Raw genomic sequence first — 24,087 nt, 5'->3', positions numbered from 1 at the left:
CCATGTACGCCAGCTACCCCAGCCTGCGCGACCGCAGCGTATTGATCAGCGGCGGCGCCACCGGCATCGGCGCGGCCTTCGTCGAACACTTTGCGCGGCAAGGCGCGAAGGTCGCTTTTCTCGACCGCGACGAAGCCGGCGCGCAGGCGCTGCTCGCCACGCTGGAGGACGTGACGCACGCCCCGCACTTCCTGCCTTGCGACGTGACCGACCTGGCGGCACTGCAACGCGCCATCGACGCAGCGCGCAAGCAGATCGGTCCGATCGCAGTGCTGGTCAACAATGCCGCCAACGACGCCCGCCACGGGCTGGATGACATCGATGCCGCCGCGTTCGAGCGCAACGTGGCGGTGAACCTGCGCCACCAGATCTTCGCCACGCAGGCGGTGATTCCGGACATGCACGGACTCGGCGGCGGGTCGATCATCTGCCTCGGCTCCACCGGCTGGATGAAGAAGAACGCCGGCTACCCGCTGTACGCGATGGCCAAGGCTGCGATCCACGGCTTCGTCAACGGCATGGCCCGCGAGCTCGGCCAGCAACGCATCCGCATCAACGCACTGGTGCCCGGCTGGGTGATCACCGAAAAACAGCGCACGCTGTGGCTGGACGCCGAAGGCGAAGCCGAGATCGCGCGCGTGCAATGCATGCCCGGCTATCTGATGGCCGACGATCTGGCGCGAATGGCGCTATTCCTCGGCGCCGACGACAGCCGCATGTGCACCGGCCAGGATTTCATCGTCGACGGCGGCTGGGTATGAATTCGTCGCCCGCTCCCATGCAGACCGTACTGGAAGCGGGCAATGTGCTGGGCGAGGGCATCGTCTGGTGCGACCGGGCGCAGGCGTTGTACTGGACCGATATCCAGGCCGGCACGCTGTGGCGCCACGCACCGGCCAGCGGCGAAACGCAGCATTGGGTCTTGCCCGAACGCCTCGCCTCATTCGCGTTGTGCGAAGCCGATGGCTGGCTGCTGCTGGCACTGGCTTCGCGACTGGCTTTCTTTCGCCTCGCCGACGGCGCCCTGCACACCGTGTGCGAAGTCGAGCCCAAGCTGCCGACGCGCTGCAACGACGGCGCCTGCGATCGCCAGGGTCGCTTCGTGTTCGGCACCCTGCACGAACCCGCCGGCGGCGGGCCGAAGCAGGCCATCGGCGGTTTCTGGCGACTCGATGGCGATCTCTCGCTGCAACGCCTGCCGCTGGAAAGCGTGGCGATCAGCAACAGCCTCGCCTTCAGTCCCGACGGTGGCACCCTGTACTACTGCGATTCGCCCACGCGCATCATCCGTTGCTGCGAGTACGGCGACACCCTCGGCCCATCGCGCAACTTCGTCGACCTGCGCGGCATCAGCGGCGAGCCGGACGGCTCCTGCGTCGATGCCGACGGCGGTCTGTGGAACGCACAATGGGGCATGGGCCGCGTGGTGCGTTACCACCCCGACGGCCGCGAGGATCGCGTGATCCCGGTACCAGCGCGCCAACCCACGCGACCGGCCCTCGGCGGTGCGGCGCTCGATACACTCTATGTCACCAGCGCGCGCGACGGGCTCGACGCCACGGAACTGGCCGCCGATCCGCTGGCCGGCGCATTGTTCGCCGCACGCATCGACGCGCGCGGCTTGCCTGAACCTCGTTTTGCCGGCAGGCCGCCAGTGGGCGGCACTCCGTGATCCGATTCATGCTTGTGAATGCCTCGACCTCGCTCGTCATCCCGGCTTTCGCTGGAATGACGGGCAAAAAAACCGGTTGATCGAACCATCGCAAACGATGCTGCACCTACGCCATTCCTCGGGGAGAGATCGATGAACGCCACCGCACCGCCCGCTGCCACCCACTCGAAAGCTACTGCCGTTTTCACCTGCATACTCGCCGCCCTGGCCGGACTCATGTTCGGCCTGGATGTCGGCGTCATTTCCGGCGCACAGCAATTCATCCAGAAAGACTTTGCCATCAGCGATCACACCATCGAGTGGGTGGTCAGCAGCATGATGGCCGGCGCGGCGCTGGGTGCGCTGGGCGCAGCCTGGATGTCGTCGGCATTGGGACGCAAGCGCTCGCTGATCATCGGTGCGGTGTTGTTCGTGATCGGCTCGATTCTGTGCGGCACGGCCGGCTCACCCGCCATCCTCATCGTGGGCCGGATCGTTCTTGGCGTGGCCATCGGCATCGCCAGTTTCACCGCGCCGCTGTACCTGGCCGAGATCGCGCCGGAAAAAATCCGCGGCGCGATGATCTCGCTGTACCAGTTGATGATCACCATCGGCATCCTGGTGGCATTCCTGTCCGACACCGCCTTCAGCTACACCGGCAACTGGCGCTGGATGCTGGGCGTCATCGCCATTCCCGGCGTGCTGTTCCTGTTCGGCGTGGTGTTCCTGCCGTGCAGCCCGCGCTGGTTGATGATGCGCGGCCAGCACGAAGAGGCCGAACGCGTGCTGCACAAGCTGCGCGCCGACAAGGACGCCGTCGCGCTGGAGCTGGCCGAGATCACCGAACAGCTGAAGGTGCCGCAGCGTGGCTTCCACCTGTTCTTCCAGAACCGCAATTTCCGTCGTTCGGTCGGCCTGGGCATCGTGCTGCAGGTGATGCAGCAGCTCACCGGCATGAACGTGGTGATGTACTACGCGCCGCGCATTTTCCAGGGCATGGGCTACAACACCGAATCGCAATTGTGGTTCACCGCCATCGTGGGCCTGACCAACGTGCTGGCCACCTTCATTGCAATTGCCTTCGTCGACAAGCTCGGTCGCAAACCGATCCTGTATGCGGGCTTCGTGGTGATGACCATCGGCTTGGGCATCGTCGGCACCATGATGCATCTGGGCATCCACACCCACGCCGAGCAATTGTTCACCGTCGGCATGTTGCTGATCTTCATCATCGGCTTCGCGATGTCCGCCGGCCCGCTGATCTGGACCGTATGTTCGGAAATCCAGCCATTGAAGGGCCGCGATTTCGGCATCGGCTGCTCCACCATCACCAACTGGGTGGCCAACATGATCGTGGGCGGCACCTTCCTCAGCCTGCTCAACGGCATCGGCGACGCCGGCACCTTCTGGCTCTACGCCGCGTTCAACGCCGTGTTCATCCTGCTCACCTTCTGGCTGGTGCCGGAAACCAAGAACATCTCGCTGGAGCACATCGAGCGCAACCTGATGGCCGGCAAGCCGCTGCGCCGGATCGGGCAGTAAACCGATGGGCATGTTGCCGCCTGCCGTGACCCACACGCACAACGGTGCATGGAAGCACCGGCGGGTCGCGCTGGTTGCCGTGTTGCTTGCTGCGCTGGGCGCGGCACCCGGCCACGTCCGCGCCGGCGAGACCTTCACCAACCCGTTGCTGCCCTCGGGACCCGACCCGTGGGTGGCGCAACATGACGGCACCTACTACTACACCAACACGCTGGGCGACCGCATCGCCTTGTGGAAGACACGCGACATGGGGCGCCTGGCACAGGCGCCCGTCACCGTGGTCTGGCGCGCCCCGGCCAGCGGGCCGGGTTCGGCGTCGGTATGGGCGGCGGAGCTGCACTTCCTCGATGGCAAGTGGTACCTGTACTTCACCGCCGCCGACAAGGCGCACGACGACGACGCCCATCGCCATCTGTACGTACTGGAAAACGCCTCGCCCGATCCAACCACGGGGCACTGGATTTCGCGCGGTGCGCTGAAGACCGGCTACAACGGCATCGACGGCACCGTGTTCCAACTGCGCGGCAAGTTGTACTTCGTCTATTCCGCCTATGTGGGTGACCACAGCGATCTGGTCATCGCCCCGATGAGCAATCCGTGGACGCTGGCCGCGCCACAGGTCGACATTGCCCACCCCACGTATGCGTGGGAGATGCAGGGCGGACGCAAGATTCTCGAAGGACCGGAGTTCCTCAAGGGACCGACCGGCAAGTTGTTCCTCAGCTATTCGGCCAGCGCCTGCTGGTCCGATCACTATGCGCTGGGCCTGCTCAGTGCTGCGGCGGATGCCGACCCGCTCGATCCCGCCTCGTGGCACAAATCGCCGCAGCCGGTATTCGCCGAGTCACCCGCGAACGGTGTCTACGCACCCGGCCACAACGGCTTCTTCAAATCGCCCGACGGCAAGCAGACCTGGATCATCTACCACGCCAACGGTGGACCAAACTGGAAGTGCGGCCCGCGTCGTTCGCCACGCATGCAGCAAGTGCACTGGCGCGCCGACGGCACGCCCGACTTCGGCGTACCGGTGAAAGCGGGCGTGCCGCTGGCGGTACCCTCGGGGCAGACGGCCAAGCCGTGACATTCAAAGCGAGCGCGGTAGCACACCGCGCTCGCTTTGATCTGTTCAGTCCAAGCGCCTCACGATCACGCCGCGATTGAAATACAACCCGCAGCCAGCCCAGATTCGTGACGGATCTCGACGACGAAGTCACCTGGTTCAGTGTGCATCACGCGGCGAAAGTCAGGCGTTGGGCCCACTCTCGGCAACTGCACCCGAACGGTCAATCTGCAAATAGTCGATATCCAGCGCGTGTCCTTCGCCGCCCAACGTGATGGTGTGGTCGCCGGACTGCAGCGTCGTATGGAACGTGGTCACGTGCCAACCGTCGCGATCATTCCTGTCGTCGCCGCCGGCGATGGCGTGCCCATCGATACGCACCAGCGGCTTCGTGGTGAAGCCGAGATCCTGCCAACGCACACGCAGCGACTTTGACCCTGACGTAGCGACATGCACGGAAAAATCGAGACGCCCCTGCGGCCATGCGGCTACGCGTGCCTTCTGTTGATTGGATGCGGTGGAATCGCCGATCTGCACGGCCCAATGGCGTGCAGCATCTTCCGCCTCATAACGGTCGAAGCGTTCCGTGGCGGCGGCATAAAGGATGACATTACCACGCAAATCAGCCGGCGCTTTGTCCGTGGACGACGAAGTGATGTGCAACAGCGTTCCGTTCTTCTGCAACAGCAATGCCTGGGTCCAGCCGGCATGGATGTTGCCGGTCTGCTTCTGCACCGGTGCCGGCGCTTCCCACCACGGGCCGCGACCAAGATCGTTGTTCCAGTACATCGAGCGACCGCCGGGATCGCCGCCGCCACCGGCACGCTCCGCCAGTACCACGATCACGCCGTCGTGCCCACCCACGGGCAGCCATTTCACGATAGGTGACGCGGCCGGCCAAGCGCCAGCTTCCGTCTGCACCGGTGTGCCCCGCATGGCAGCATCGCCCCAATCCAGTCCATCCCGGCTGAACTTCAGGTACACATGGCCGTTCTGCGGTCCGTCGATGTCCTCGTAACTCATGACGTAACGGCCGTCGGGCAGGCGGTCGACCACGGCCATGCCGGGGCGCTCGACACCACCGGGAATCGCCACGTCGACATGTTCCGCGCCCCACGTGAGTCCGCCATCGCGCGAGACCTTGTGCGCCAGCAACTGATTGAAGCCTTCGGCCTTGTGCTGCTCACTGGAGTAATAGGCAACCATGCGGCCATCGTCAAGCACGCGCATGTTCGGCTCCCACACACCGTGGTTGTCCTTCTCCGACGGCTTGCCACCACCCTTGATGATCGAGCTGCGGTAATGCCAGCTGTGACCGCCGTCACTGGAGGTGTAGAGCTGCAGGTCTTCAGCCACCACCCTGCCCTTCGCATCATTGCCGGTGGCATTGGCGGCCAGCAAAACCGTTCCGGCCGGCAGTGATCCACTGGCACGTGACAGCTCGGTGATATTGGGCTGCCAGCGCAATTGCCAGCTGGCATCTCCGTGATGCGCCTGATCGGTCACGTTCTCCGAGAAATGCCAGTCCTGGCTACCGGGAGATCGCACGTACAACGGTATCCCGTCCATGCCATCACGTTCGAACACCAGCAGCACCCGGCCATTGGCCGACGGATCAGTCTGGTGGGCAAGTCGAACCAGCGCGGGATAACCCACGCCTTGCGCCAGGTAAGTGCCACCGGCTTGATCTGGCGTCCGCGCTGCGCTCGGGCACATATATGCCAGCGCTGAACATGCCATGACAAAGGAAGACAAGGTAATGCGCGAAAGCATGCAGAGGCTCCTGATTCAGCGCGGAAAGATAGTGCAGGGACGGCACAACGGCGGCACGAAAACAACCATGACCCGCAACCATCCGCGATCGAGCAAGCACCGCCGGTTGCACCAAATCCGCGGAACACCCGTCAGCCCTGCGGACGGGCATCAAGCCGGCTTGCCTTGAAAAAAGCGGCGGTGGCGCAGGGAGGAATCGCCACCGCCACCACACTCACAACTTGAAGCGCACACCCAGGCCCACCGTGCGATCCTGATAACGGATATCGCGCGGCCGCGAGTTACCGGAACCCCAGTACTGGTGCAAATCGGCGCCTAGGATATTGCTGGCGTTCAACACCACGGTGAAGTTCTTGTTGATGTCGTAACCGAGCGAAAAGTCCACCTGGTTGGCGGGCTTGATCTCGTCATAGACGCCAGCAACAGTCGGCTGGTTGAAGCCGTCGATGAAGCGGCTGCGGAAGTTGTAGGCAAGACGCGCCGACCAGCCGTACTTTTCGTACATCAGCACTGCGTTGTAGTTGTTCTTCGACACGTTCTGCAGCGGGGATGCCACGACCGGGCCACCCAGGTATTGCGGCGAGCGCGTCGAGCCCTTGATGAAGGTGTAGTTGAACTGCGCACCAAGCCCACTGAGTGCCCCTGGCAGGAAATCGAAGAACTGCTGGTAGGCGAATTCGGCGCCGGCCAGGTGACCGGAACCCGCACTTTGCGGCGAGTTGAGCTGGTAAGGCTGGCCACCTATCGTCACATCCGTGGTGTAGTTCTGGATGTAGCCGTTGATGTCACGATAGAACACGCCACCACTGATATAGCTGGCGGAATTGAAATACCACTCCAGTGACGCATCGTAATTGTTGGAACGAATAGGCCTCAGATTCGGATTGCCGCTACTGGCGGCACCGGCCCGGTTGATGGTTCCCGGATTCAACGAGATCGATGGATTCAGTGCGCCGAAGCCCGGGTACGTTATTGTCTTGGCCCCCACCAGGCGCAACTGCAGGTCATTGGTGAAGTGCAGATTGAAGCTCAGGTTGGGCAGGTATACCGGCGAACTGGTGGAATCCGACAGCGGCGAGTAGACATTGGTCGACGCATCGTAGGAATACGCACTGAGGTTGCGCTTCATGCGCTCCACGCGCATGCCCAGCAAGCCATCAAAGGGAATGCCGAAAAGGGTATTGCCATAACCAAGCTGGGCGTAAGCCGCCGTGGACTTTTCCTCGATCTGGTAATAGCGGCCGGGATTCTCGGCTGCCAGCCCGGAGGGCAAGCCGTACAACGCGCGGATGGCATCGGCATTATTGGTCAGGTAATTGAAGCAGCCACTGAGCCATGACACGGGAATGGCCGAGGTCGTGGGTTGGCTGCAGAAGTAGCCGCTGGGGAAACGTGCAATGACCTGGTTCGCCGGATTCGGGTTCATCGAGATGGCGCCGGTGCCACCCGGTGGCGGCGTGGAGATGTCATAGCTGCCGCTGTAACTGGCTTTGTGATCGGCGTAACGCAGGCCGAAATCCAGGTACTGGAAGAAATCGCCGTTGATATCGAAATTGCCATCGCCACGCCATGCCCACTGCGTCGCCTTCTGGTTGTTCCAGTCCTGGAACAGCCCGTTGAGGTAGTAATTGGCAGGATCGAGTTCGGGATTCCCCGCCAGCAGCCAGTTCTGCTGGTTGCCGGACGTGCCGCTCCATGCAGTCGTGATCGGCGCCTTCAGGAAGGTATCGACAATGAAAGTCTGCTCGTTGAACGAAGTCGAGTTGTACGACAGGTCGGAGGACAGGTTCAGGCGGTCGCCGTGCCATTTAACCCCGATCGCGTTCTGGATATCGTGGCCTCGCTCCTGGTGTGCCTGCGTGCTGGTCGCTGCGTAGGTATTGCCCGTCCAGGTGCCGCTGGTCGCATCACAGATCGTCTGCCCTTCATATGGCGAGCCAGTCAGCTGGTTCGCGTAACAGTTGTTGCCTACCGTGTACTGCGACGGAGTCACCGACCCGACCGGGAAACTGAAGTAGAACGGCTGGTTGTAGTTGTCGTGGTCCCAGTCGTACAGGCCTTCTGCATAGATTTCCGTGGCATCGTTGGGTTTCCACTGCAGCGCGTAGTTGAATTCCTCGCGCTTGCGATCACCGATGTTGTAATCCGCGCCGAAACCGTTCGGCGCCGCGATCAGGTTGCCACTCGACGTGCGAATGGGGGTACCGGAACCATCTGTCAGCAACTTGGGAAAGTCGCCCCATACCGCGTTGTAATCGTAGTGCTGCCGGATATAGCCCACGTTGGCCAACGCGCCGAACTCGCCGATATCGGTATCCCAGCGGTCACTCACCAGAAAACTCGCGTTGGGGTCGGTATGGCCGCCGTATTTGCTGTGCGTGCCGGTAACCGTCGCCGCCACCTTGCTGCCCTTGAAATCGAAGGGGCGAAACAGTTCCATGTCGACCAGGCCCGCAATGCCGCCATCGATCAGGCTTGCGTCGCTGGTCTTGTAAACCTTGACGGCTTTTACCGCAGTGGCCGGAAGGTTCTGGAACGCGAAGCCACGGCCCACGCCGCTGAATATTTCCCGCCCATTCAGCGTCGTGGCCACGTTGGGCAATCCGCGAATCACGACGGAACTGGTCTCGCCCTGGAAGCCCTGCGCGACCTGCACGCCGGTGATGCGCTGCATGGCATCGGCCACGCTGTTGTCCGGGAATTTGCCGATGTCTTCAGCCACGATCGAGTCGACGATCATCCGCGAGTTCTGCTTGATCGTCTCTGCGCCTTCCAGGCTGTTGCGCAACGGCGTCACGGTGACGGTCGACAGATCAATCGCATTCTTCTTGGCCTGATCCTGCTGGCGCTTCTTGTCTGCCGACGTGACTTTTCCGCCATTGCCATCGGCCACTGTATCCGTCGTCTGCACTGCAGCGGCATCGCCTGCCGGAGCAGTTCCCGTCGCGTGCGCCGGGAACAGGCAGGCACTGATTGCGCTGGCCAGCAGCGTTACCGTGCAAGTAACCAACATCGGGTGCTTCATGAAATTCTCCCCAGAACTTTTCTGTATGTCGTGATGATCGGGTAGAGCATTGCCTTCGCTCTTCGGTGCCTTTCGCCCATACCGGCTCGACAGCCCGTTGGCACGCTCCTCAAAAGCACGCCCGTCGCACCGAAAAGCCCGATTCGACGGAATTTCAAATAGTCTGACAATTTTGCATTTGTCGTACTATATGACCAACAATGCATCAGTTGCACTCGCTTGTCATGCTGCAGCGCAGCGCCTCGAATTTGCGTATCACGCACACGTGAAAACGCCCGGCATGCCGGGCGTTTTCGTGGTCAATGACCGGTGCAGTGGCGGCTTTGAATCACCGCCTGTCAGAAGACCTTCAGGGGCTCAAAGCGGATGCCGGCACCACACCCTTGGGCGAATGGCTCAGCACGCGAATGATCTGCGCCTCGCGCTCGCGGTACGGCGTGCCATCCGCATGCAGCAGGTCGTGGAACCAGATCGTCGGCGGCTGTTCGGTATAGGGCCGCTGCCAGGAATCCCATGGCAGGTCGGTCTGTGTCTTGCCGTTGACGAAGCCCCAGTTGACCATGCCGACATTCAGCCGCTTGCCGATCGGCAGCACGCCATCGATGGTGGAGCCGGCGCCGCGCGCCATGTACTCGGTGCAGATCATCGGTCGGCCATACGGCTTGAGCTGGTCCACCCGCCGCAGGAAATCCTCTGGCCAGCCGTAGTTGTGGAAGCTGATGATGTCGGATTGCTCGACCTGCGTCCGTTCGACAGCGTTGAGGTGTGCCGAGGGGCTCCAGTCATCGTCATGCCACAGGCCGCTGGTGAGTGGCTGCGTCGGATGCTCGCTGCGTGCCCAGGTGAATACCTGCGGCAGCAGCTCGGCCACACGCTGGAATTTGTCCTTCGGCTCGTGATCGGCGTAATTGCCACCGCCCGGATTGTCCGGCTCGTTCCACACGTCCCAAGCGAGAATGCGATCATCCTTGGCGAAGCTGCCCACGATGTCCTTCACGTAATGCTCGAAGCGCGGGTACTGGCTTGGATCATCCATCGCGATACCTGGTGATTGTACCCAGCCGGAGTTGTGCACGCCGGGAATCGGCGGATGCTGCGGACCCAGTTTCGGATCCGGATCCCAGCAGGAATCGAACAGCACGAAGATCGGCTTGATATGGTGTTTCGCCGCGATCACCAGGAAAGCGTTGATGCGCTTCTTGAAACCGGCCGGATCCTGCTTCCACAGCAGGTCATGCAGGAATACGCGCATGGTGTTCATGCCCAGCGACTGCGCCCAGCCCAGTTCCTGGTCGATACGCTTCGGGTCGAACGTGGCAGCCTGCCACATCTCCAATTCGTTGATGGCATCGGAGGGGACATAGTTGCTGCCCACCGGCCAAGGCTGCTTTGCGTACCAGGCATTTGCCTGCGCCTTCGTCCAACGCGCGGAAGCGGATGAATCCGCATGCGCCGGGACACCTGTGATGATCGCCACCAGGGCGACCAGTAGACAGGACCATATGTGTTTCATGAAACCTCCGGTGACGGCGGCATCACCGCCGACGCGGTGGCCTCGATACATGCCCCGGGCCACGAGGGCAACCGGGGCGGCATGCTTTCATTCAGTGCTTCCCGGCTTCCTTGTTCACCGAGAACCGATAAATGATGTGGTTGTGATAGGTCTGCCCCGGTGCCAGTCGTGCCGAACCGAAATCCGGGTGGTTGGGCGTATCCGGGAACATCTGCGGTTCCAGCACGAAGGCATCGCCCTGGCGATAGATGCGTCCGGATTTGCCCACACTGGTGCCGTCGAGAAAGTTGCCCGAGTAGAACTGCAGGCCCGGCTGCGCCGAAAGCAGCGTCAGCACGCGGCCGCTGTGCGGATCTTCCACCTTCGCCATCAGGCGCGGCGCGGCGGCCTTCGTGCGGCTGATGACCCAGTTCATGTCGTAACCATGCCCGCGCAGCAATTGCTCTTCCTTGCCGTCGCGGATGTCGCGACCGATCGGCTTGCCATGTCGGAAGTCGTAAGGGGTGCCCGCCACGGAACGGAATTCGCCGGTAGGAATCAGCGTGGCATCGACTGGCGTGATGCTGTTGCCTGGAATCGTGAGGATGTCGTGGTAGATGCTGCCCGAGCCTTCGCCGCCCAGGTTCCAGTAGGTGTGGTTGCTGATGTTGACGATGGTCGGCTTGTCGGTGGTCGCGGTGTAATCGATATCCAGTTCGTGGCCGGCCTTGAGCGTATAAGTGGCAGTGGCGGTGAGCGTGCCCGGATAGCCCTGGTCGCCGTCGGGACTGACATACCGCAGCGTCACGCTGGGCTCGGGTGACTTCACCACCTTCACCACCTGCCACACCACCTTGTCGAAACCCTTCGTACCGCCGTGCAGCGAATTGGGGCCATCGTTGAGCGTGAGCTGGTAGGTCTTGCCATCCAGCGTGAAGCGACCCTTGCCGATGCGATTGGCGAAGCGCCCCACCGAGGCACCGAAGTACTGCGGATCGGCCAGGTAGTCGTGCAGGTCGGGATAGGCCAGCACCACATCGGCAGACTTGCCGTGGCGATCCGGCAGCATCAGCGACTGCAGGGCGGCGCCCAGGCTGATCACACGTGCGGTGAAGCCATGCCCATCGTCCAGCGTCACCACCTCGACTTTCTGGCCATCGGGCATGGTGCCGAAAACGGCCTTCCTGGCATCCGTTGCCATGGCCAGCGAAGACGTCGCCAGCAGCGACAGGAAAAGGGTGTTTCCGAATAGACGCTTGTTCATGATGATGCCCTGCCGAATGGGAGCCAACGCGTGAAGCACGCATGAACGAGAACATATAATATGACAATTGACAAGTGTCAAAATCCAGCTCACGCATTTCTGACCGCGCAGGCATGATGGCTTTCAGGAAGCCCGCTTCACTGAGGCGACACCAACCTGAAAGGCAAAGGGCTCCGCCAGTTGCGTTGATCACATCACGAGGAGGGCCGTCATGAAGCATCGTCAATGGATCAAGGCAGGGTTGGTCGCAAGCAGCCTCGCACTCGCAGCCGCCGGATCAGCCCGCACGAGCGGCGAAGCCACGGCTCCCGCACCCACGCCGACGGCCCACCGCGTCAGCTTCGACAAATACAGTTTCCTGATCGACGGCAAGCGCACCTATCTCTGGTCGGGCGAAGTCCATCCCTATCGCCTGCCGAGCCCTGAATTGTGGCCGGACATCTTCCAGAAGATGAAGGCGGCGGGATTCAACACCGCATCGATCTACTTTTCCTGGGGATATCACTCGCCGCGCGAAGGCCAGTACGACTTCAGCGGCGTGCGCAATCTCGACAAGCTGCTGGATGACGCGCGCGATGCCGGCATCTACGTGATCGCGCGTCCCGGCCCCTACATCAACGCCGAAGTCGACAGCGGCGGATTCCCGTTGTGGCTGACCGACAAGCCGGTCAAGAATCGCAGTCCGGACCCTGCCTATCTCAAGCTTGCCGACCAGTGGATGACGCAGATCGACCGCATCCTGGCCCGGCATCAGCTCACCGACGGCCGTGGCACCGTGATCGCCTATCAAGTGGAAAACGAGTACTACAACGGCTCGCCCGCGGGTCGCGAATACATGCAGCACCTGGAGAACAAGGCACGCGCCGACGGCATCACCGTGCCACTGGTCGGCAACCACAACGCGACCTTCGTCAGCGGCAAAGGCGCGGTCGATGTCAGCGGCTGGGACTATTACCCGCAGGGCTTCGACTGCTCGCATCCGTCGCAATGGAAACCGGCGCCGGACATGGCCGCGCATCGCTTCGCCGGCGAGCCGCTGTTCACCGCCGAGTTCCAGGGCGGTGCGTTCGACCCCTGGGGCGGCCCCGGCTACGCCAAGTGCGCGCAGCTGATCAACGACCGCTTCGCCAACGTGTTCTACAAGGAAAACATCGCGGCGGGGGCGACGGCGCAGAACTTCTACATGCTGTTCGGCGGCACCTCGTGGGGCTGGCAGGCGATCCCGCAGAACTACACTTCCTACGATTACGGTGCGGCGATCACCGAGGGACGCCAGTTCGATCCCAAGTACTACGAGGACAAGCGGATCGGCTATTTCCTTCACGCCGTCACGCCCATCACCAAGACCAACGCGTTGGCGGCGGGCCGGGTCGACAATCCGCGTGTCGTCGATCGGGCGCGGATCAATCCGGACACCGGCACGCAATTCCATCTTGTTCGCCACGGCGACACCACCGCATCGACGGTCGAAGCGGCGCATCTGACACTGTCGTTGAAGGAAGGCTCGTTCACCGTGCCGCAACAAGCCGGCACCGCGATCACCATCGATGGTCGCGAGAGCAAGTTGCTGCTGGCCGACTACATGCTCGGTGCGACACGGCTGGTTTATTCGACATCCGAACTGATGACCGACGCGACGGTCGGCAATCGCGACATCGCCGTGCTTTACGGCCGCCATGGCAGCGATGGCGAGACACTGCTCGGCTTTGCCGCCCAACCGAAGGTCACGGTGTTGTCCGGTACGGTGAGTCAGCACTGGGGCAAGCACGGGCTGCGGCTAGACTACCGGCATGACGGTCTGGCGCGCGTGCTGATCGACGGTGGCCAGCGGCCGCTGTTGCTGCTGATCGGCGATGACCAGGCCACGCAGCGCGTCTGGCGACAAGACACCCCCAAGGGTTCGGTATTGATGATCGGTTCGCACCTGTTGCGCAGCGCGAAGTACGACGATGGCACCCTGGCCTTGACCGGTGATGGCGACAGCGATGCCCGTGCGGAAGTGTTCGCCGGCGACGCATCCAGACTCACCTGGAATGGCCGGCCGCTCGCCGCCACGCACACCGCTTCGGGGAGCCTGGCCGTGACCCTGCCGGTGCCGCAACCGATCACGCTGCCAAAGCTCGATCACTGGACGCGTCGCGCCGGCGCCCCGGAGATTGCCCGCAACTTCAACGATGCCCAATGGCGCGTCGCCAACCTCACCACCACCAGCAGCGTCACCAAGCCGGGCACGCTACCGGTGCTGTTTGCCGATGACTATGGCTTCCATACCGGCAACACCTGGTATCGCGGCCACTTCACCGTCGACGCCCACCACGCCGCCCCCTCCGGCCTCAAGCTCAAGGTGGTCAGCGGCGGCAAGGGCGGCGCCTTCTCGGCATGGCTCAACGGCCATTTCCTTGGCAGCGTGACGCGCAGCGAAATCGGCGCCTTCAGCTTCCCCGCCGCCATGCTTGTGCCGGGCGACAACGTCGTCTCGGTACTGACCGTCGACATGGGGCACGAGGAAGACTACGACTCCACCGGCGAGAACCGTACGGCGCGAGGCATCGTCTCGGCCGAGCCGATCGGCGCCGATGCCAAGGCGGTCACCTGGCGCCTGCAAGGGGCGATCACCGACGAAAACCCGCAACGCGGTCCATACAATTTCGGCGGTCTGTATGGCGAGCGCCACGAGTGGCCGATCAAGCCCGGCAAGCCTGCCGACTGGCACCCCGCAGTCTTGCCGGCCAACACCGCACAGCCCGGTGTGACGTGGTATCGCAGCAACGTTTCGCTAGCCCTGCCCAAGGGCCAGGACACGTCGCTGGGACTGGAGATCACCGATCCGCCGGGTCGGCACTATCGCGCGATGATCTTCGTCAACGGCTGGCAGATGGGCAACTACATCGCCGATCTCGGCCCGCAGCATCGCTTCCCGATTCCCGACGGCATCATCGATCCGCACGGGAAGAACGACATCACCATTGCCGTATGGAAGACTGACAGTTCACCGGGTGGCCTCGGCACCGTCTCGCTCATCGATTACGGCTCGTACACATCGCCGGTTGATGTCACTGCGATTCGATAAGCGGAAGCGGCATCCCGGCTGAAGAGCGCTGGGTGCGGCCCGGATGCTTGCCACGAAAGTGGCCGGAATCCGGGCCGATCGCTGTCGGCACTGTCTCCACTCGCGCGACAGGCGCAGACTATAAGTTCCGGTCTGTCCCGGAACCCATGTCATGAGCCTGCGCAGCCTTTTCGTCGACTTCAACAGTTACTTCGCCTCGGTCGAGCAGCACGAGGTGCCGGCGCTGCGTGGGCGGCCGGTGGGCGTGGTGCCGGTGGATGCGGAAACCACCAGCCTGATCGCCGCCAGCTACGAGGCGAAGGCCTTCGGCGTGAGCACCGGCACGATGGTGCGTGAGGCACGTGCACGCTGCCCCGGCATCACCATCGTGGTGGCACGACCCGAACGCTACGTGGCCTGGCACGGCACCCTGAAAGCGGCGATCGATCGCGCGATTCCCATTGCACATGTGGGCTCGATCGACGAGATGGCTTGCGAGCTGGTCGGCCGCCAGCGCCAGCGCGTCGTCGCCGAACAGATCGCGCAGCAGGTGAAAGACGAGATCGCCAAGGCTGCGCCAGGTGGCGCCATCCGCTGTTCCGTCGGCATCGCGCCGAACGACTTCCTCGCCAAGACCGCCACCGACATGATGAAGCCCGACGGCCTGGTGGTGATCGAACAGGCCGACTTGCCACAGGCACTGCATCCGCTGGAACTGCGCGACCTGTGTGGCATCGGCGCCTCGATGGAGGCGCGCCTGCACGCGGAAGGCATCCGCAGCGTGGCGCAACTCACTGCCGCATCGAAACTGGTGTTGCGCCGGGCCTGGGGCGGCATCGAGGGCGAACGCATGTGGGGTCTGTTGCGCGGTGCATGGCTGCCGACCACCGAAACCACGCGCAGCTCGCTTGGTCATTCCCATGTACTCGGCCCGGAGTTGCGCACGCCGGCAGGCGCCCGCGCGGTGCTGAAGAAACTGCTGGTGAAGGCGGCGATGCGGCTGCGCCGCGATGGCTTGCTGGCCGGCGCCATGGCCGTGCGCATCCGCTACATCGGGGTCGACCAACGCTGGGAAGGCAATCTCAACTTCGGCCCCACCGACGACAGCCGCGAGCTGTTGCACCTGCTGCGCGGCATGCTCGATGCCGGGCGCCGACCGGGGCATCTGCTGCCCGGTCCGGCGCGCGCCGTACCGCTATCGGTCAGCGTCACCCTGCATCGTCTCGGCGAACGCACGCAGACCAGCGGCTCGCTGTTCGCCCAGGCCACGCCAGCACGTGACGTCGACACGGTGATCGATCGCATCAACACCAAGTTCGGCCTCAACAAGGTCTACTTCGGCGGCATGCAGGACGCCCTCGCCCACGACGCCGCGCCGATGCGCATCCCGTTCAGCCGCATCCCCGAAGCCAGCGAAAACGAAGCCGACCACAACGCGCTGTGGCTGCAGACCATGAACCGCTTCAAGGCGATGACCGAGGGTGAGCATCGCAAGCGCGAGCGGGATAAACGTGGCTATTGAAATCCGGCTTCCGCAGTAATCGTGCAGGGGCTCGCTGGCGGGCAATGCTCTCCCGAATCCCGGCCATCAGCATCGCCCGCGAGCGGGCTCCTGCCGTGGGCTTTCGGCGAAAGGATGTTTTTTACAGGCTCCAAGCGTAGGCGCGAAGCGAGCCACGGGGAGAGCCGCCATGGTCATCCCCGCGTGCGCTTGCCTCGCCGAGTCCCACCGCGCACGGCCGCAGCGTCCTCACGCAGGCACGCTTCCAGTTTCGCCAGCACCGGCAGATGCCGCGTGCGCAGCGTGACCAGCGCCGTCTGCAGTCGCGCCACTCGCGGCGGTATGTCGCGCACCGACAACGCATCGCGCTGCGGAAACACCTCCAACACCGACCGTGGCACCAGGCTCGCACCCACGCCGGCCGCGGCCGCGGCGAAGATGCCGTGGTAGGACGCGAATTCCAGCATGCGTGCGGGAACGATATGTTGCGCCTCCAGCCATTGCCCAAGTCGTCGCCGGTAGGCACACCCTTCGCTGTGGTAGACCAGCACGGTACCCTCGGCCAACTGCTTCGGCTCGCGCAACAGCGCGCTGCCGCGAGCAGCCACCAGCACCAGCTCTTCCACGTACAGTGGAACACTGCGGAAGCGCGTCGTATCCACCGACTCCCCGACGATGGCCGCATCCAGCGTGCCAGCCTGCACATCCGCCACCAGCCCACGCGAGGAAGCGGTTTGCAGATTCACCACGATCTGCGGGTGCTGCCGATGAAACTCCGCCAATGGATACGGCAACCGGCTGGCGGCCACGCTCTCCATCGCGCCCAGTCGCAGTTGGCCCACCGCCTCGTTGTCACGCACGGCGGCGCGCGTCTGCTCGGCCAATTCCAGCATGCGCCCGGCGTAATCGACCAGCGCTTCGCCCGAGGCAGTGAGATGCAGGCGCTGGCCTTCTCGATGAAACAGTTGCACGCCCAGCGACAGCTCCAGTTGGTGGATGCGACTGGTGACGCTGGACTGGGCGCGGTGCAGTTTCGCCGCCGCACGACCGATGCCACCCGTCGCCACGACGGCCTGGAAGGTTTCAAGTGCACGCAAGTCCATGATCGATTTTTCCGATGATGATGTTCGTAATTATTCGCTATATACGATGGTACGCCTGACTTAGCATGGCCGCATCCCCATCGCCGGAAGCGCATCATGCGATCCCCCGTCCGTCTCGCCGTCGTCGGCATGACCGTATTGGCCATTGCGCTGGGCATCGGCCGCTTCATGCTCACGCCCTTGTTGCCGTTGATGCAGGCCGATGCGGGACTGAGCCTGATCGGTGGTGGCTGGCTGGCCTCGGTCAATAACATCGGCTACCTGCTGGGCGCCTTGCTGTGCGCGGCGCTGGCGCTGCCGCAACGCACCACCCTGCGCCTTGGCATGTTGCTGGTGACCCTGGGCACGCTGGGCATGGGCTTGGCGCCGTCACTGGCGTTGTGGCTGCTGTGTCGTTTCGTGGCCGGCGTGGCGGCCGCCATGCTGATGGTGCATGGCATTGCCTGGTGCACGGCGCACCTGCGCACGCATGGCCGCATCGGGCTGGAATCACTGCTGTACAGCGGCCCCGGCATCGGCATCGTGGTCAGCGGCACCCTGGTCGCCGCCCTGCACGGTGGCGGACTGGATTCCGCACGCTGGTGGCTGCTCTCCGGCGCATTGTGTGCCGTGGTAACCGTATTGACCTGGCGCACGCTGGCCGCTCCCGGCCAAACGCCGGCGGCATCCCATGTGCGGCATGAAAGCGGCCCGACCTGGCCGCTGGTGGCCATCTACGGCCTGTTCGGCTTTGCCTATGTGATTCCGGCGACGTTCCTGCCGCTGATTGCCGACGCGCAACTGCACCTGCCTGCGTTGCGCGAGTGGTTCTGGCCGCTGTACGGCGTGGCCACGGTACTGGCGACCCTGTTGCTGGGCGTGCTGCCCACCGTGCGCAGCAATTACGTGGGACTGGCCGGTTGCTGTTTCTCGATGCTGCTGGGCACGCTGGCCTGCCTGTACTGGCCAACGCCCACCGGGCTGGCACTGGGTGCGGTGCTGGAAGGTGCCGCGCTCACGCCGGTGGTGATGTTCACCATGCGCGAAGCCGCCGTACTGGCACCACGCGACCCCACCCGGCTGATCGGTGCACTGACGGCAGCCTTCGGCATCGGCCAGATCATCGGCCCGTTGGTGGCCGCCACCCTGGCATCGCACCGGCACGGCTTTGCCGCACCGCTGGAATTGGCCGGCCTCGCCACCCTCGCGGCGTTGCTGCTGGCGCTGGCGTTTGCGCGGCGCCATCGATCCCGTGTGCCGGCCCCACTTACTTAGCCTGCTCCGACCGTAATTGCTCGTTCACTTCGCGCACCGCCTTCACGAAACCCGCAAACGGAATATCGGTGATGCCGACCAGGCCGATGTGTGAGTTTTCGCCATCGAGCAGGCGACCGGTGACGGGTTGGTCGGTGTAATCGAACCAGTGCGTGCCCACGATATCCGGATCACTCGCCGCGGCCTGCACGAAGCGCGCATAGGCCGGGCCGCGCTCGGACTCGTTCCATACCGAGGCCACGCCTTTGCCGAACGGACCGCGGTCATTCGAGCCGAAGTGGAACTCGGAGATCAGCACTGGCTTGTCGAGTTTGTGCATGGTGGCGGCATCGAAACCATGTTGCGGCATGTCGGTGTAGGTGTTGAAACTGACCACGTCGCAATACTGCGCACAGGACGCCACGGCCTCGGGCGTGCGCACCGCGAAACGACCACCGAGGAACAGATGGTGCGGGTCGTCCCGATGGATCGCCGCGGCGACAGTGCGGAAATAAGTGTCGGCATAGTTACGCAGCCACGCCTCGTAATCAGCGGTGATGGCCGGGTGCGCCTCGTTCGGCGCCGGCGCGGCGAAGCCGGTGGTCTCTAGCGCGTTCCACGAGGCCAATGCCATGCCCCAGGCGGCGGCCAGCTTTTGCGGTGTGCCGTATTTCTTCTTCAGCACTGCGATGAAGGCCTGCTTGGCCGGACTGCGTGCGTCACCGCGCAGCGTGCCGGTGGCCAGCCCCCAGCGCCCCTGCGGCCCGATACCGGCCCAGGCCAGTTCGTTGTCGGCAAAGTAGCCGAGCAACCACGGATCATTGCGCACGTCTGCACTCGCCTTCGCCACGGCCACCTTCACCGCTTGCACGAAACGGGGATCGAACGGATCGGGCATGCGCCCCCAGTAGTCGTAGCCGGATGAGACATTGGCGAAGTCGCCGCGGATATCGATCGAGCGCGTGTACGGCAGGCGATGTGCCTGGCCCAGCGCGGGATCGCTCCAGTTGCCGATGGTGTTGAAGCCCCAGGCCTTGAGGCGATCCAGCGTGCGTGAGCGCCACGCGGCCAGCCAGCCCTTGCCATCGACGCGATACAGGTTGGCCTGATAGAAATCGAACCAGCGACCGTGGTCGTAACCGATGCCGGCACCGGCACCCGCATCGGGACGGCGATCGTCACCCGTGCCCCAGAACGCCGCCCATGCACCGCTGTCCGGCGGCAGGTCACGGAACATGAACTCGCGGCCCTGCACATAGGTGGGGTCCTGGCTGGCGGCTATCGCATTCACGCCCAGCGAGAAGAAGCCGTGGCCGTCCGGCGTCACCAGCCACCAGCGGCCATCCTGCTTCTGCGTGTGGAACCAGCCGGTCTTGCGCAAAGGGACGTCCATGCGGCCGCCGTACGCATCGAGTCCTTTCGCTTCGGCCAGCTCCGTCTTCAGCGTCGCCCGCTCGCGTGCATGGGCTGCACGCAAGGCGGCATCGCTGTCGACCTTTTCCGGCCAGTTCTCGCGCGTATATTGTCCGTAGCGATCGACGATGCCGGTGTAGGCATTGCGCGACGTGGCATCCCCCACTTCCACCTCGATGTTCCCCAGCAGCAAGGTCTGCGCGGCCTTTGGCGCCGGCATGCCGAGGCGGATCGCATGCACTGCCTGCAGGTCGATATCGCCCTGCACCGTGGTCGCCAGCAACACCGGCCGACCATGATCGTTGAACGGCATCGGCGGACCTACCTGCATGCCGAAAGCGCGCGACGACATGGCGCGCAGCGGCAACACCAGCGTCTGCGCCGGCCCCGGCAACACGCCCAGCGTGGCGTGCAGATGCTTGCCGGCGCCGCTGTCGATATCCACATCCAGCGTCACCGCCCAGGCCATCGCATCCTGCACGCGCAAATGCAGCTCACCCTGCCCGCTCCAGTTCCACGCACCCTGAGCCGGCTGGATGACAATCTGCGGCTGCGCGGCAGGCTGAAACTCGTAACGCTGCTGGATAACACCATCGGCAGCCGTTTCCGTGTGCCCCGTGCGCTGCACTTGCTGCAGCACGATGCGCGCCGAGGCATCCGGCGCCGCAAGCCTGGCAACTTCCGTCGCCGACAACTGACTGGCAAAAAGCATTGCCGCACAAGTTGCCGCCATTCGCGTCATCATTTTCATTGCCGCCTCGCCATCACCGGATTGGCCGAGTATCGCGCCATTGGCTGGAACGTGTCTGGCTGCGGCATTGCCACAAGTCAGGCAACGGGCAACCGGATGGCCCGTAGCGCTCACTCCGGCGGCACGTAATCTCGGCGCATGAAAGCGATGCCCCCATTGGACGAGTTGCTCGCGATCGTTCCACCGCCACGACGTGCGGCACTTCGAACCCTTCGAGAAGCGGCGCACGGTGGAGGACAAGGCCCGCAGGGTGACCGGCATGGATGCCGGTCAGTTCGACGCCAGGGCAGGCGACGGCATGGATGCCGGAGTTGAGGCAACACAGGACGCAGTTGCCCGAAGCCCTGTCGGCGAACCCCCGTAGCCGTGCGCGGACCCGCCGGCTCGCAGAGCCGGTGGGCGCGAACGCAGGGTGTCCCTCTTTTGGTTCCGTTTTCTCGGACAAGCGAGAAAATGAACCCGGCCGCCGGCAGGCGGACGGAACCTCCGTCACCACAGGTGGCGGCACGTAACCGAGGTTCATCTACCAAGGCGGCCACGCTCTCATAAACCTGTCCGACAGCAGGGCCCGGGTAGACAGGGCCACCGCATGACACGCCGTTACAGGCTGGCCATCGACGCAAGTTCAGCGACGCTGCCAGCGCCGCCAAACCCAATACACCGGCACCCCCAACGCGATGATCACCAGACTCATCCCCGCATCCCCCGGTGTCTCGATCACGGTGGCAGTAATCACGCCCAGCACGGTCACCACGAACACCAGCGGCAGCAGCGGGAACAGCGGCACGCGATACGGCGCCGGTTCGTCAACGAATTTCCAGCGATACCAGAACAGCGTGCCGATGCCGAACACATGGCCGAGCCATTCGCCCACCGTGGTGTAGTCCACCAACTGGCCGAAGTTGCCCCATAACGTAAGCACCACCGTCCACGCGCCCAGCAGCGCCAATGCCACCTGCGGCGCACGCGTGCGCGGTTCGATGTAACCCACCGCGCGAAACAGCATGCCATCCGCGCCCATGGTCTGCAGCACGCGCGCGCCACCGGCGATGGCGATGCTGCAATAACCGAAGGTGGAGCAGGCAATGCCGATGGCCATCACCTTCGCGCCGGGCGTGCCGAACAGCCGGTGCATCAGGTCCGCCGCCGGTGCCTGGCTCGCGGCCAGCCCGGCGTGGCCCAATCCGACCAGGTAAGCGATGTTGGCCAGCACGTAAGCCACCACCACGCCGACCATGCCCAGCGTCAACGCACGCGGCAAGGTGCGTTGCGGATCGCGCACTTCGCCGGCCATGTCATTCAGGTAATGGAAACCGCCGTAGGTGAACAGCACCGGCAGCAAGGCACCCACGAAGGCGCCGCGGGTCGCCGGATGAATGGCATCCGTGGCCAGCACGCCACCCAGATGGCCATGCGCCAGCACCAGTCCCACTACCACCAGCAACGCGATCGCGGTCAGCTTCAGCACCGCGAAGACGTTCTGCATCAGCGCGCCGGCACGGATGCCGAACAGGTTCACGCCGACGATGAAGATGATCGCCCCCACCGCCACCGGCTTCACCCACAGCAACGGCAGGTCGACCGCCTTGCAGAAGTAGTCGGCGAAGGTGGTGGCCACTGCCGCCACGCTGCCAGGGTAATTGATCAGCGCCATCGTCCACCCGAACAGGAACGCCGGCAGCGTGCCGAAGGCCTCGCGCAGATACAGATAGATGCCGCCCGCCTGCGGCCGCCGAGAACCCAGCTCCGCGTAACACAGCACCCCGGTCAAGGTAAGCAGACCGCCCAGCACCCACAACGCCAGCAGCGGCAGGCCCGAGGACGTGCGTTCGGCCACCGTGGCCGGCGTGCGGAAGATGCCGGCGCCGATCACGCCGCCGATCACGATCATCGCGCCGTCCCACACCCCGAGGCGGCGCAGGTACGAAGTGGAACTGGTTTCGGTCGTCATCCCGCAACCTTGGCATGGCGCGGGCGGTTTCGGCCAGTCCCCCGAGTACCGACGGGCGCTATGCTGCGTACTCGGTCGTTCCGGCCGCAGGGGCCAACTAAGGAAACCACGCTGATGAACCACGCCACGGTGGTCCTGATGGGATTGCTGTTCGTAGCCGCCGGCTACCTCAGCTACCGCCACTACGTAAATGCCAAGGCGCTGCTTTACGACTGGGCTCAGGCCAACCGGTTCCGCATCCTGCACGCCAGGCGCGGCATGTTCCTGCCGCTGTCGATGATGTTCACCACCTCCAGATACCAGGTCGTCTACCACGTCTCGCTGTACGACGAATCCACCCACCGCATCCGCACTGCCTGGGTGCGGCTGGGCACGCGCTACTGGGGGGTGATGGATGGCGATGCGATCGATGTGAAGTGGGAAGACGCCGGCTGAGATCACGCGTGGTGAAAGAAATCCGTGCTGGCGTGTATATAGTCAGGAAGGCAGCCATCTGGCTTGCCGCGAGGGAATCGCATGAAACAGATATTCCAACTCATTGCCGGATCAGCGCTGCTTCTGGTACTGGTGGCCTGCCATGCGCCCGCGACTGGCAACACCTCTGCGGCAATGCAGTTGAAGGTCTACAACGTGCCGCCAGCCAAGACTGACGAAGTGAATAAAGCGCTGAGCTCTGCATTACGCGACAAGGCCAGTGTTTCCACTGCCGGGCCGGGCAAGTTGCTGGTGTATGCCCCCCGTGATGCGCAGACCTCCATCGGCAAGGCGATGGAGTCGCTGGACAACGCTGCAGAAAAACAGGCAGCACCCGTGCAGGTAGGTGTGCATTTCTGGGTTGTCGATGGCCAATCCGGCGCTGGCAGTGACGATCCCGCGTTGAAGGATCTCGTCGGCAGCCTCTCGTCGCTGCGGCAGACCGTGGGGCCACTGCATTTTCACCTTGACCAAGCCGCTGCCCTCGTAGGCACCAGCAGCGAGAATGGCTCGCTGGTCACTGCCGACGGCCCGTACACCCGCAGCTTCTACTTCCACATCGAAACGATCGCCGGCAACACGGCCCGATTGCGACTCAGCTACGAGGACAACGGCGGGCACGGCCTGGGCAAACTCGACACCCACATCGATGCCACGTTCGGTCAATACATTGTGCTGGCACAAGCCCCCGGCGCCTGCCCGCAGCCACCCACGAATACAAGCGCAGCTACTTGCGCCAACAAACCCGCCATGCGCCTGCTGGTCGTGCAGGTGGACCGCTTGCCCGCGAAAGCCTGAGCCTTCT

At 63.8% G+C, this 24,087-nt stretch carries 17 protein-coding genes; 10 read left to right on the top strand and 7 right to left on the bottom strand.

All coding sequences use genetic code 11. The features are described 5' to 3' along the window. Window positions 1–2 precede the first annotated feature (2 nt). The 4 genes from BMY90_RS10035 to BMY90_RS10020 all read left to right on the top strand — a co-directional run bounded on the left by BMY90_RS10035 (window position 3) and on the right by BMY90_RS10020 (window position 4,274). On the top strand, window positions 3–761 hold the full coding sequence (locus tag BMY90_RS10035; protein WP_245735009.1) for an SDR family NAD(P)-dependent oxidoreductase: 759 nt from the start codon (window positions 3–5) through the stop codon (window positions 759–761). Beyond that, window positions 758–1,672, top strand: a complete 915-nt coding sequence (locus BMY90_RS10030; protein ID WP_092703688.1) for an SMP-30/gluconolactonase/LRE family protein — start codon at window positions 758–760, stop codon at window positions 1,670–1,672. The genes BMY90_RS10035 and BMY90_RS10030 overlap by 4 nt, the downstream gene beginning before the upstream one ends. Before the next feature lie 132 nt (window positions 1,673–1,804). After that, window positions 1,805–3,193, top strand: a complete 1,389-nt coding sequence (locus BMY90_RS10025; protein ID WP_092703686.1) for a sugar porter family MFS transporter — start codon at window positions 1,805–1,807, stop codon at window positions 3,191–3,193. 10 nt (window positions 3,194–3,203) lie between these two features. Beyond that, the gene (locus tag BMY90_RS10020; protein WP_245735008.1) at window positions 3,204–4,274 is read left to right on the top strand and encodes a glycoside hydrolase family 43 protein; all 1,071 of its coding nucleotides are present in this window, start codon (window positions 3,204–3,206) and stop codon (window positions 4,272–4,274) included. Window positions 4,275–4,436: 162 nt separating this feature from the next. Here BMY90_RS10020 and BMY90_RS10015 read toward each other — a convergent pair whose 3' ends face one another. From BMY90_RS10015 to BMY90_RS10000, 4 genes are all read right to left on the bottom strand, one after another. Next, entirely contained in the window at window positions 4,437–5,909 is a 1,473-nt protein-coding gene (locus tag BMY90_RS10015; RefSeq protein ID WP_175481551.1) for an exo-alpha-sialidase, read from the bottom strand. Window positions 5,910–6,240: 331 nt separating this feature from the next. After that, a complete protein-coding gene (locus BMY90_RS10010; RefSeq protein WP_092703682.1) occupies window positions 6,241–9,051 on the bottom strand; it encodes a TonB-dependent receptor in 2,811 nt (936 codons plus the stop codon). A gap of 349 nt (window positions 9,052–9,400) precedes the next feature. Then, entirely contained in the window at window positions 9,401–10,564 is a 1,164-nt protein-coding gene (locus BMY90_RS10005) for a glycoside hydrolase 5 family protein (protein WP_037098181.1), read from the bottom strand. A 91-nt stretch (window positions 10,565–10,655) separates the two neighbouring features. Continuing rightward, complete coding sequence (locus tag BMY90_RS10000) at window positions 10,656–11,807, bottom strand: aldose epimerase family protein (protein WP_092703680.1); 1,152 nt, start codon at window positions 11,805–11,807, stop codon at window positions 10,656–10,658. A 211-nt stretch (window positions 11,808–12,018) separates the two neighbouring features. Here BMY90_RS10000 and BMY90_RS09995 point away from each other — a divergent pair, with 211 nt between their 5' ends. Beyond that, on the top strand, window positions 12,019–14,877 hold the full coding sequence (locus BMY90_RS09995) for a beta-galactosidase (protein WP_092703678.1): 2,859 nt from the start codon (window positions 12,019–12,021) through the stop codon (window positions 14,875–14,877). Between the two features lie 151 nt (window positions 14,878–15,028). Further along, window positions 15,029–16,378, top strand: a complete 1,350-nt coding sequence (locus BMY90_RS09990) for a DNA polymerase Y family protein (RefSeq protein ID WP_092703676.1) — start codon at window positions 15,029–15,031, stop codon at window positions 16,376–16,378. 173 nt (window positions 16,379–16,551) lie between these two features. Here the strand turns inward: BMY90_RS09990 and BMY90_RS09985 are convergent, their stop codons facing one another. After that, window positions 16,552–17,460: a LysR substrate-binding domain-containing protein gene (locus BMY90_RS09985; RefSeq protein WP_092703675.1), complete on the bottom strand. Its 909-nt coding sequence runs from the start codon at window positions 17,458–17,460 to the stop codon at window positions 16,552–16,554. A gap of 96 nt (window positions 17,461–17,556) precedes the next feature. On the opposite strand from BMY90_RS09985, the gene BMY90_RS09980 reads away from it, so the two are divergent. Continuing rightward, complete coding sequence (locus BMY90_RS09980; protein WP_092703673.1) at window positions 17,557–18,714, top strand: YbfB/YjiJ family MFS transporter; 1,158 nt, start codon at window positions 17,557–17,559, stop codon at window positions 18,712–18,714. Here BMY90_RS09980 and BMY90_RS09975 read toward each other — a convergent pair. Further along, window positions 18,707–20,587, bottom strand: coding sequence for a beta-galactosidase (locus BMY90_RS09975; RefSeq protein ID WP_245735007.1), 1,881 nt, complete (start codon window positions 20,585–20,587; stop codon window positions 18,707–18,709). The genes BMY90_RS09980 and BMY90_RS09975 overlap by 8 nt on opposite strands. A gap of 6 nt (window positions 20,588–20,593) precedes the next feature. Between BMY90_RS09975 and BMY90_RS17420 the strand changes: the two genes are divergently transcribed. Then, window positions 20,594–20,986 (top strand): hypothetical protein, encoded by a 393-nt coding sequence (locus tag BMY90_RS17420; RefSeq protein WP_245735006.1) that lies wholly within the window; start codon window positions 20,594–20,596, stop codon window positions 20,984–20,986. A 496-nt stretch (window positions 20,987–21,482) separates the two neighbouring features. Here BMY90_RS17420 and BMY90_RS09970 read toward each other — a convergent pair whose 3' ends face one another. After that, window positions 21,483–22,808, bottom strand: coding sequence for an APC family permease (locus BMY90_RS09970; protein WP_008208154.1), 1,326 nt, complete (start codon window positions 22,806–22,808; stop codon window positions 21,483–21,485). A 114-nt stretch (window positions 22,809–22,922) separates the two neighbouring features. Here BMY90_RS09970 and BMY90_RS09965 point away from each other — a divergent pair, with 114 nt between their 5' ends. Together BMY90_RS09965 and BMY90_RS09960 are read left to right on the top strand one after the other, a co-directional pair. Then, window positions 22,923–23,243: a hypothetical protein gene (locus BMY90_RS09965; protein WP_008208153.1), complete on the top strand. Its 321-nt coding sequence runs from the start codon at window positions 22,923–22,925 to the stop codon at window positions 23,241–23,243. Between the two features lie 81 nt (window positions 23,244–23,324). Then, window positions 23,325–24,080: a hypothetical protein gene (locus BMY90_RS09960; protein ID WP_008208151.1), complete on the top strand. Its 756-nt coding sequence runs from the start codon at window positions 23,325–23,327 to the stop codon at window positions 24,078–24,080. The last annotated feature ends 7 nt before the right edge of the window (window positions 24,081–24,087 follow it).

Origin of the sequence: Rhodanobacter glycinis (assembly GCF_900114325.1) — a bacterium.
GTDB classification, from domain to species: Bacteria; Pseudomonadota; Gammaproteobacteria; order Xanthomonadales; family Rhodanobacteraceae; genus Rhodanobacter_A; species Rhodanobacter_A glycinis.
Note: the sequence above shows the minus strand (reverse complement) of the source record. Positions and strands in the feature narration are given on the sequence as shown.

Coding starts and splice junctions, on each gene's coding strand:
- BMY90_RS10020 (WP_245735008.1), top strand. CDS start 3,204: ATGTTGCCGCCTGCCGTGACCCACACGCACAACGGTGCATGGAAGCAC.
- BMY90_RS10010 (WP_092703682.1), bottom strand. CDS start 9,051: ATGAAGCACCCGATGTTGGTTACTTGCACGGTAACGCTGCTGGCCAGC.
- BMY90_RS10035 (WP_245735009.1), top strand. CDS start 3: ATGTACGCCAGCTACCCCAGCCTGCGCGACCGCAGCGTATTGATCAGC.
- BMY90_RS09985 (WP_092703675.1), bottom strand. CDS start 17,460: ATGGACTTGCGTGCACTTGAAACCTTCCAGGCCGTCGTGGCGACGGGT.
- BMY90_RS09980 (WP_092703673.1), top strand. CDS start 17,557: ATGCGATCCCCCGTCCGTCTCGCCGTCGTCGGCATGACCGTATTGGCC.
- BMY90_RS10000 (WP_092703680.1), bottom strand. CDS start 11,807: ATGAACAAGCGTCTATTCGGAAACACCCTTTTCCTGTCGCTGCTGGCG.
- BMY90_RS09995 (WP_092703678.1), top strand. CDS start 12,019: ATGAAGCATCGTCAATGGATCAAGGCAGGGTTGGTCGCAAGCAGCCTC.
- BMY90_RS10030 (WP_092703688.1), top strand. CDS start 758: ATGAATTCGTCGCCCGCTCCCATGCAGACCGTACTGGAAGCGGGCAAT.
- BMY90_RS17420 (WP_245735006.1), top strand. CDS start 20,594: ATGCAGCTCACCCTGCCCGCTCCAGTTCCACGCACCCTGAGCCGGCTG.
- BMY90_RS09990 (WP_092703676.1), top strand. CDS start 15,029: ATGAGCCTGCGCAGCCTTTTCGTCGACTTCAACAGTTACTTCGCCTCG.
- BMY90_RS10005 (WP_037098181.1), bottom strand. CDS start 10,564: ATGAAACACATATGGTCCTGTCTACTGGTCGCCCTGGTGGCGATCATC.
- BMY90_RS09970 (WP_008208154.1), bottom strand. CDS start 22,808: ATGACGACCGAAACCAGTTCCACTTCGTACCTGCGCCGCCTCGGGGTG.
- BMY90_RS09965 (WP_008208153.1), top strand. CDS start 22,923: ATGAACCACGCCACGGTGGTCCTGATGGGATTGCTGTTCGTAGCCGCC.
- BMY90_RS10025 (WP_092703686.1), top strand. CDS start 1,805: ATGAACGCCACCGCACCGCCCGCTGCCACCCACTCGAAAGCTACTGCC.
- BMY90_RS09960 (WP_008208151.1), top strand. CDS start 23,325: ATGAAACAGATATTCCAACTCATTGCCGGATCAGCGCTGCTTCTGGTA.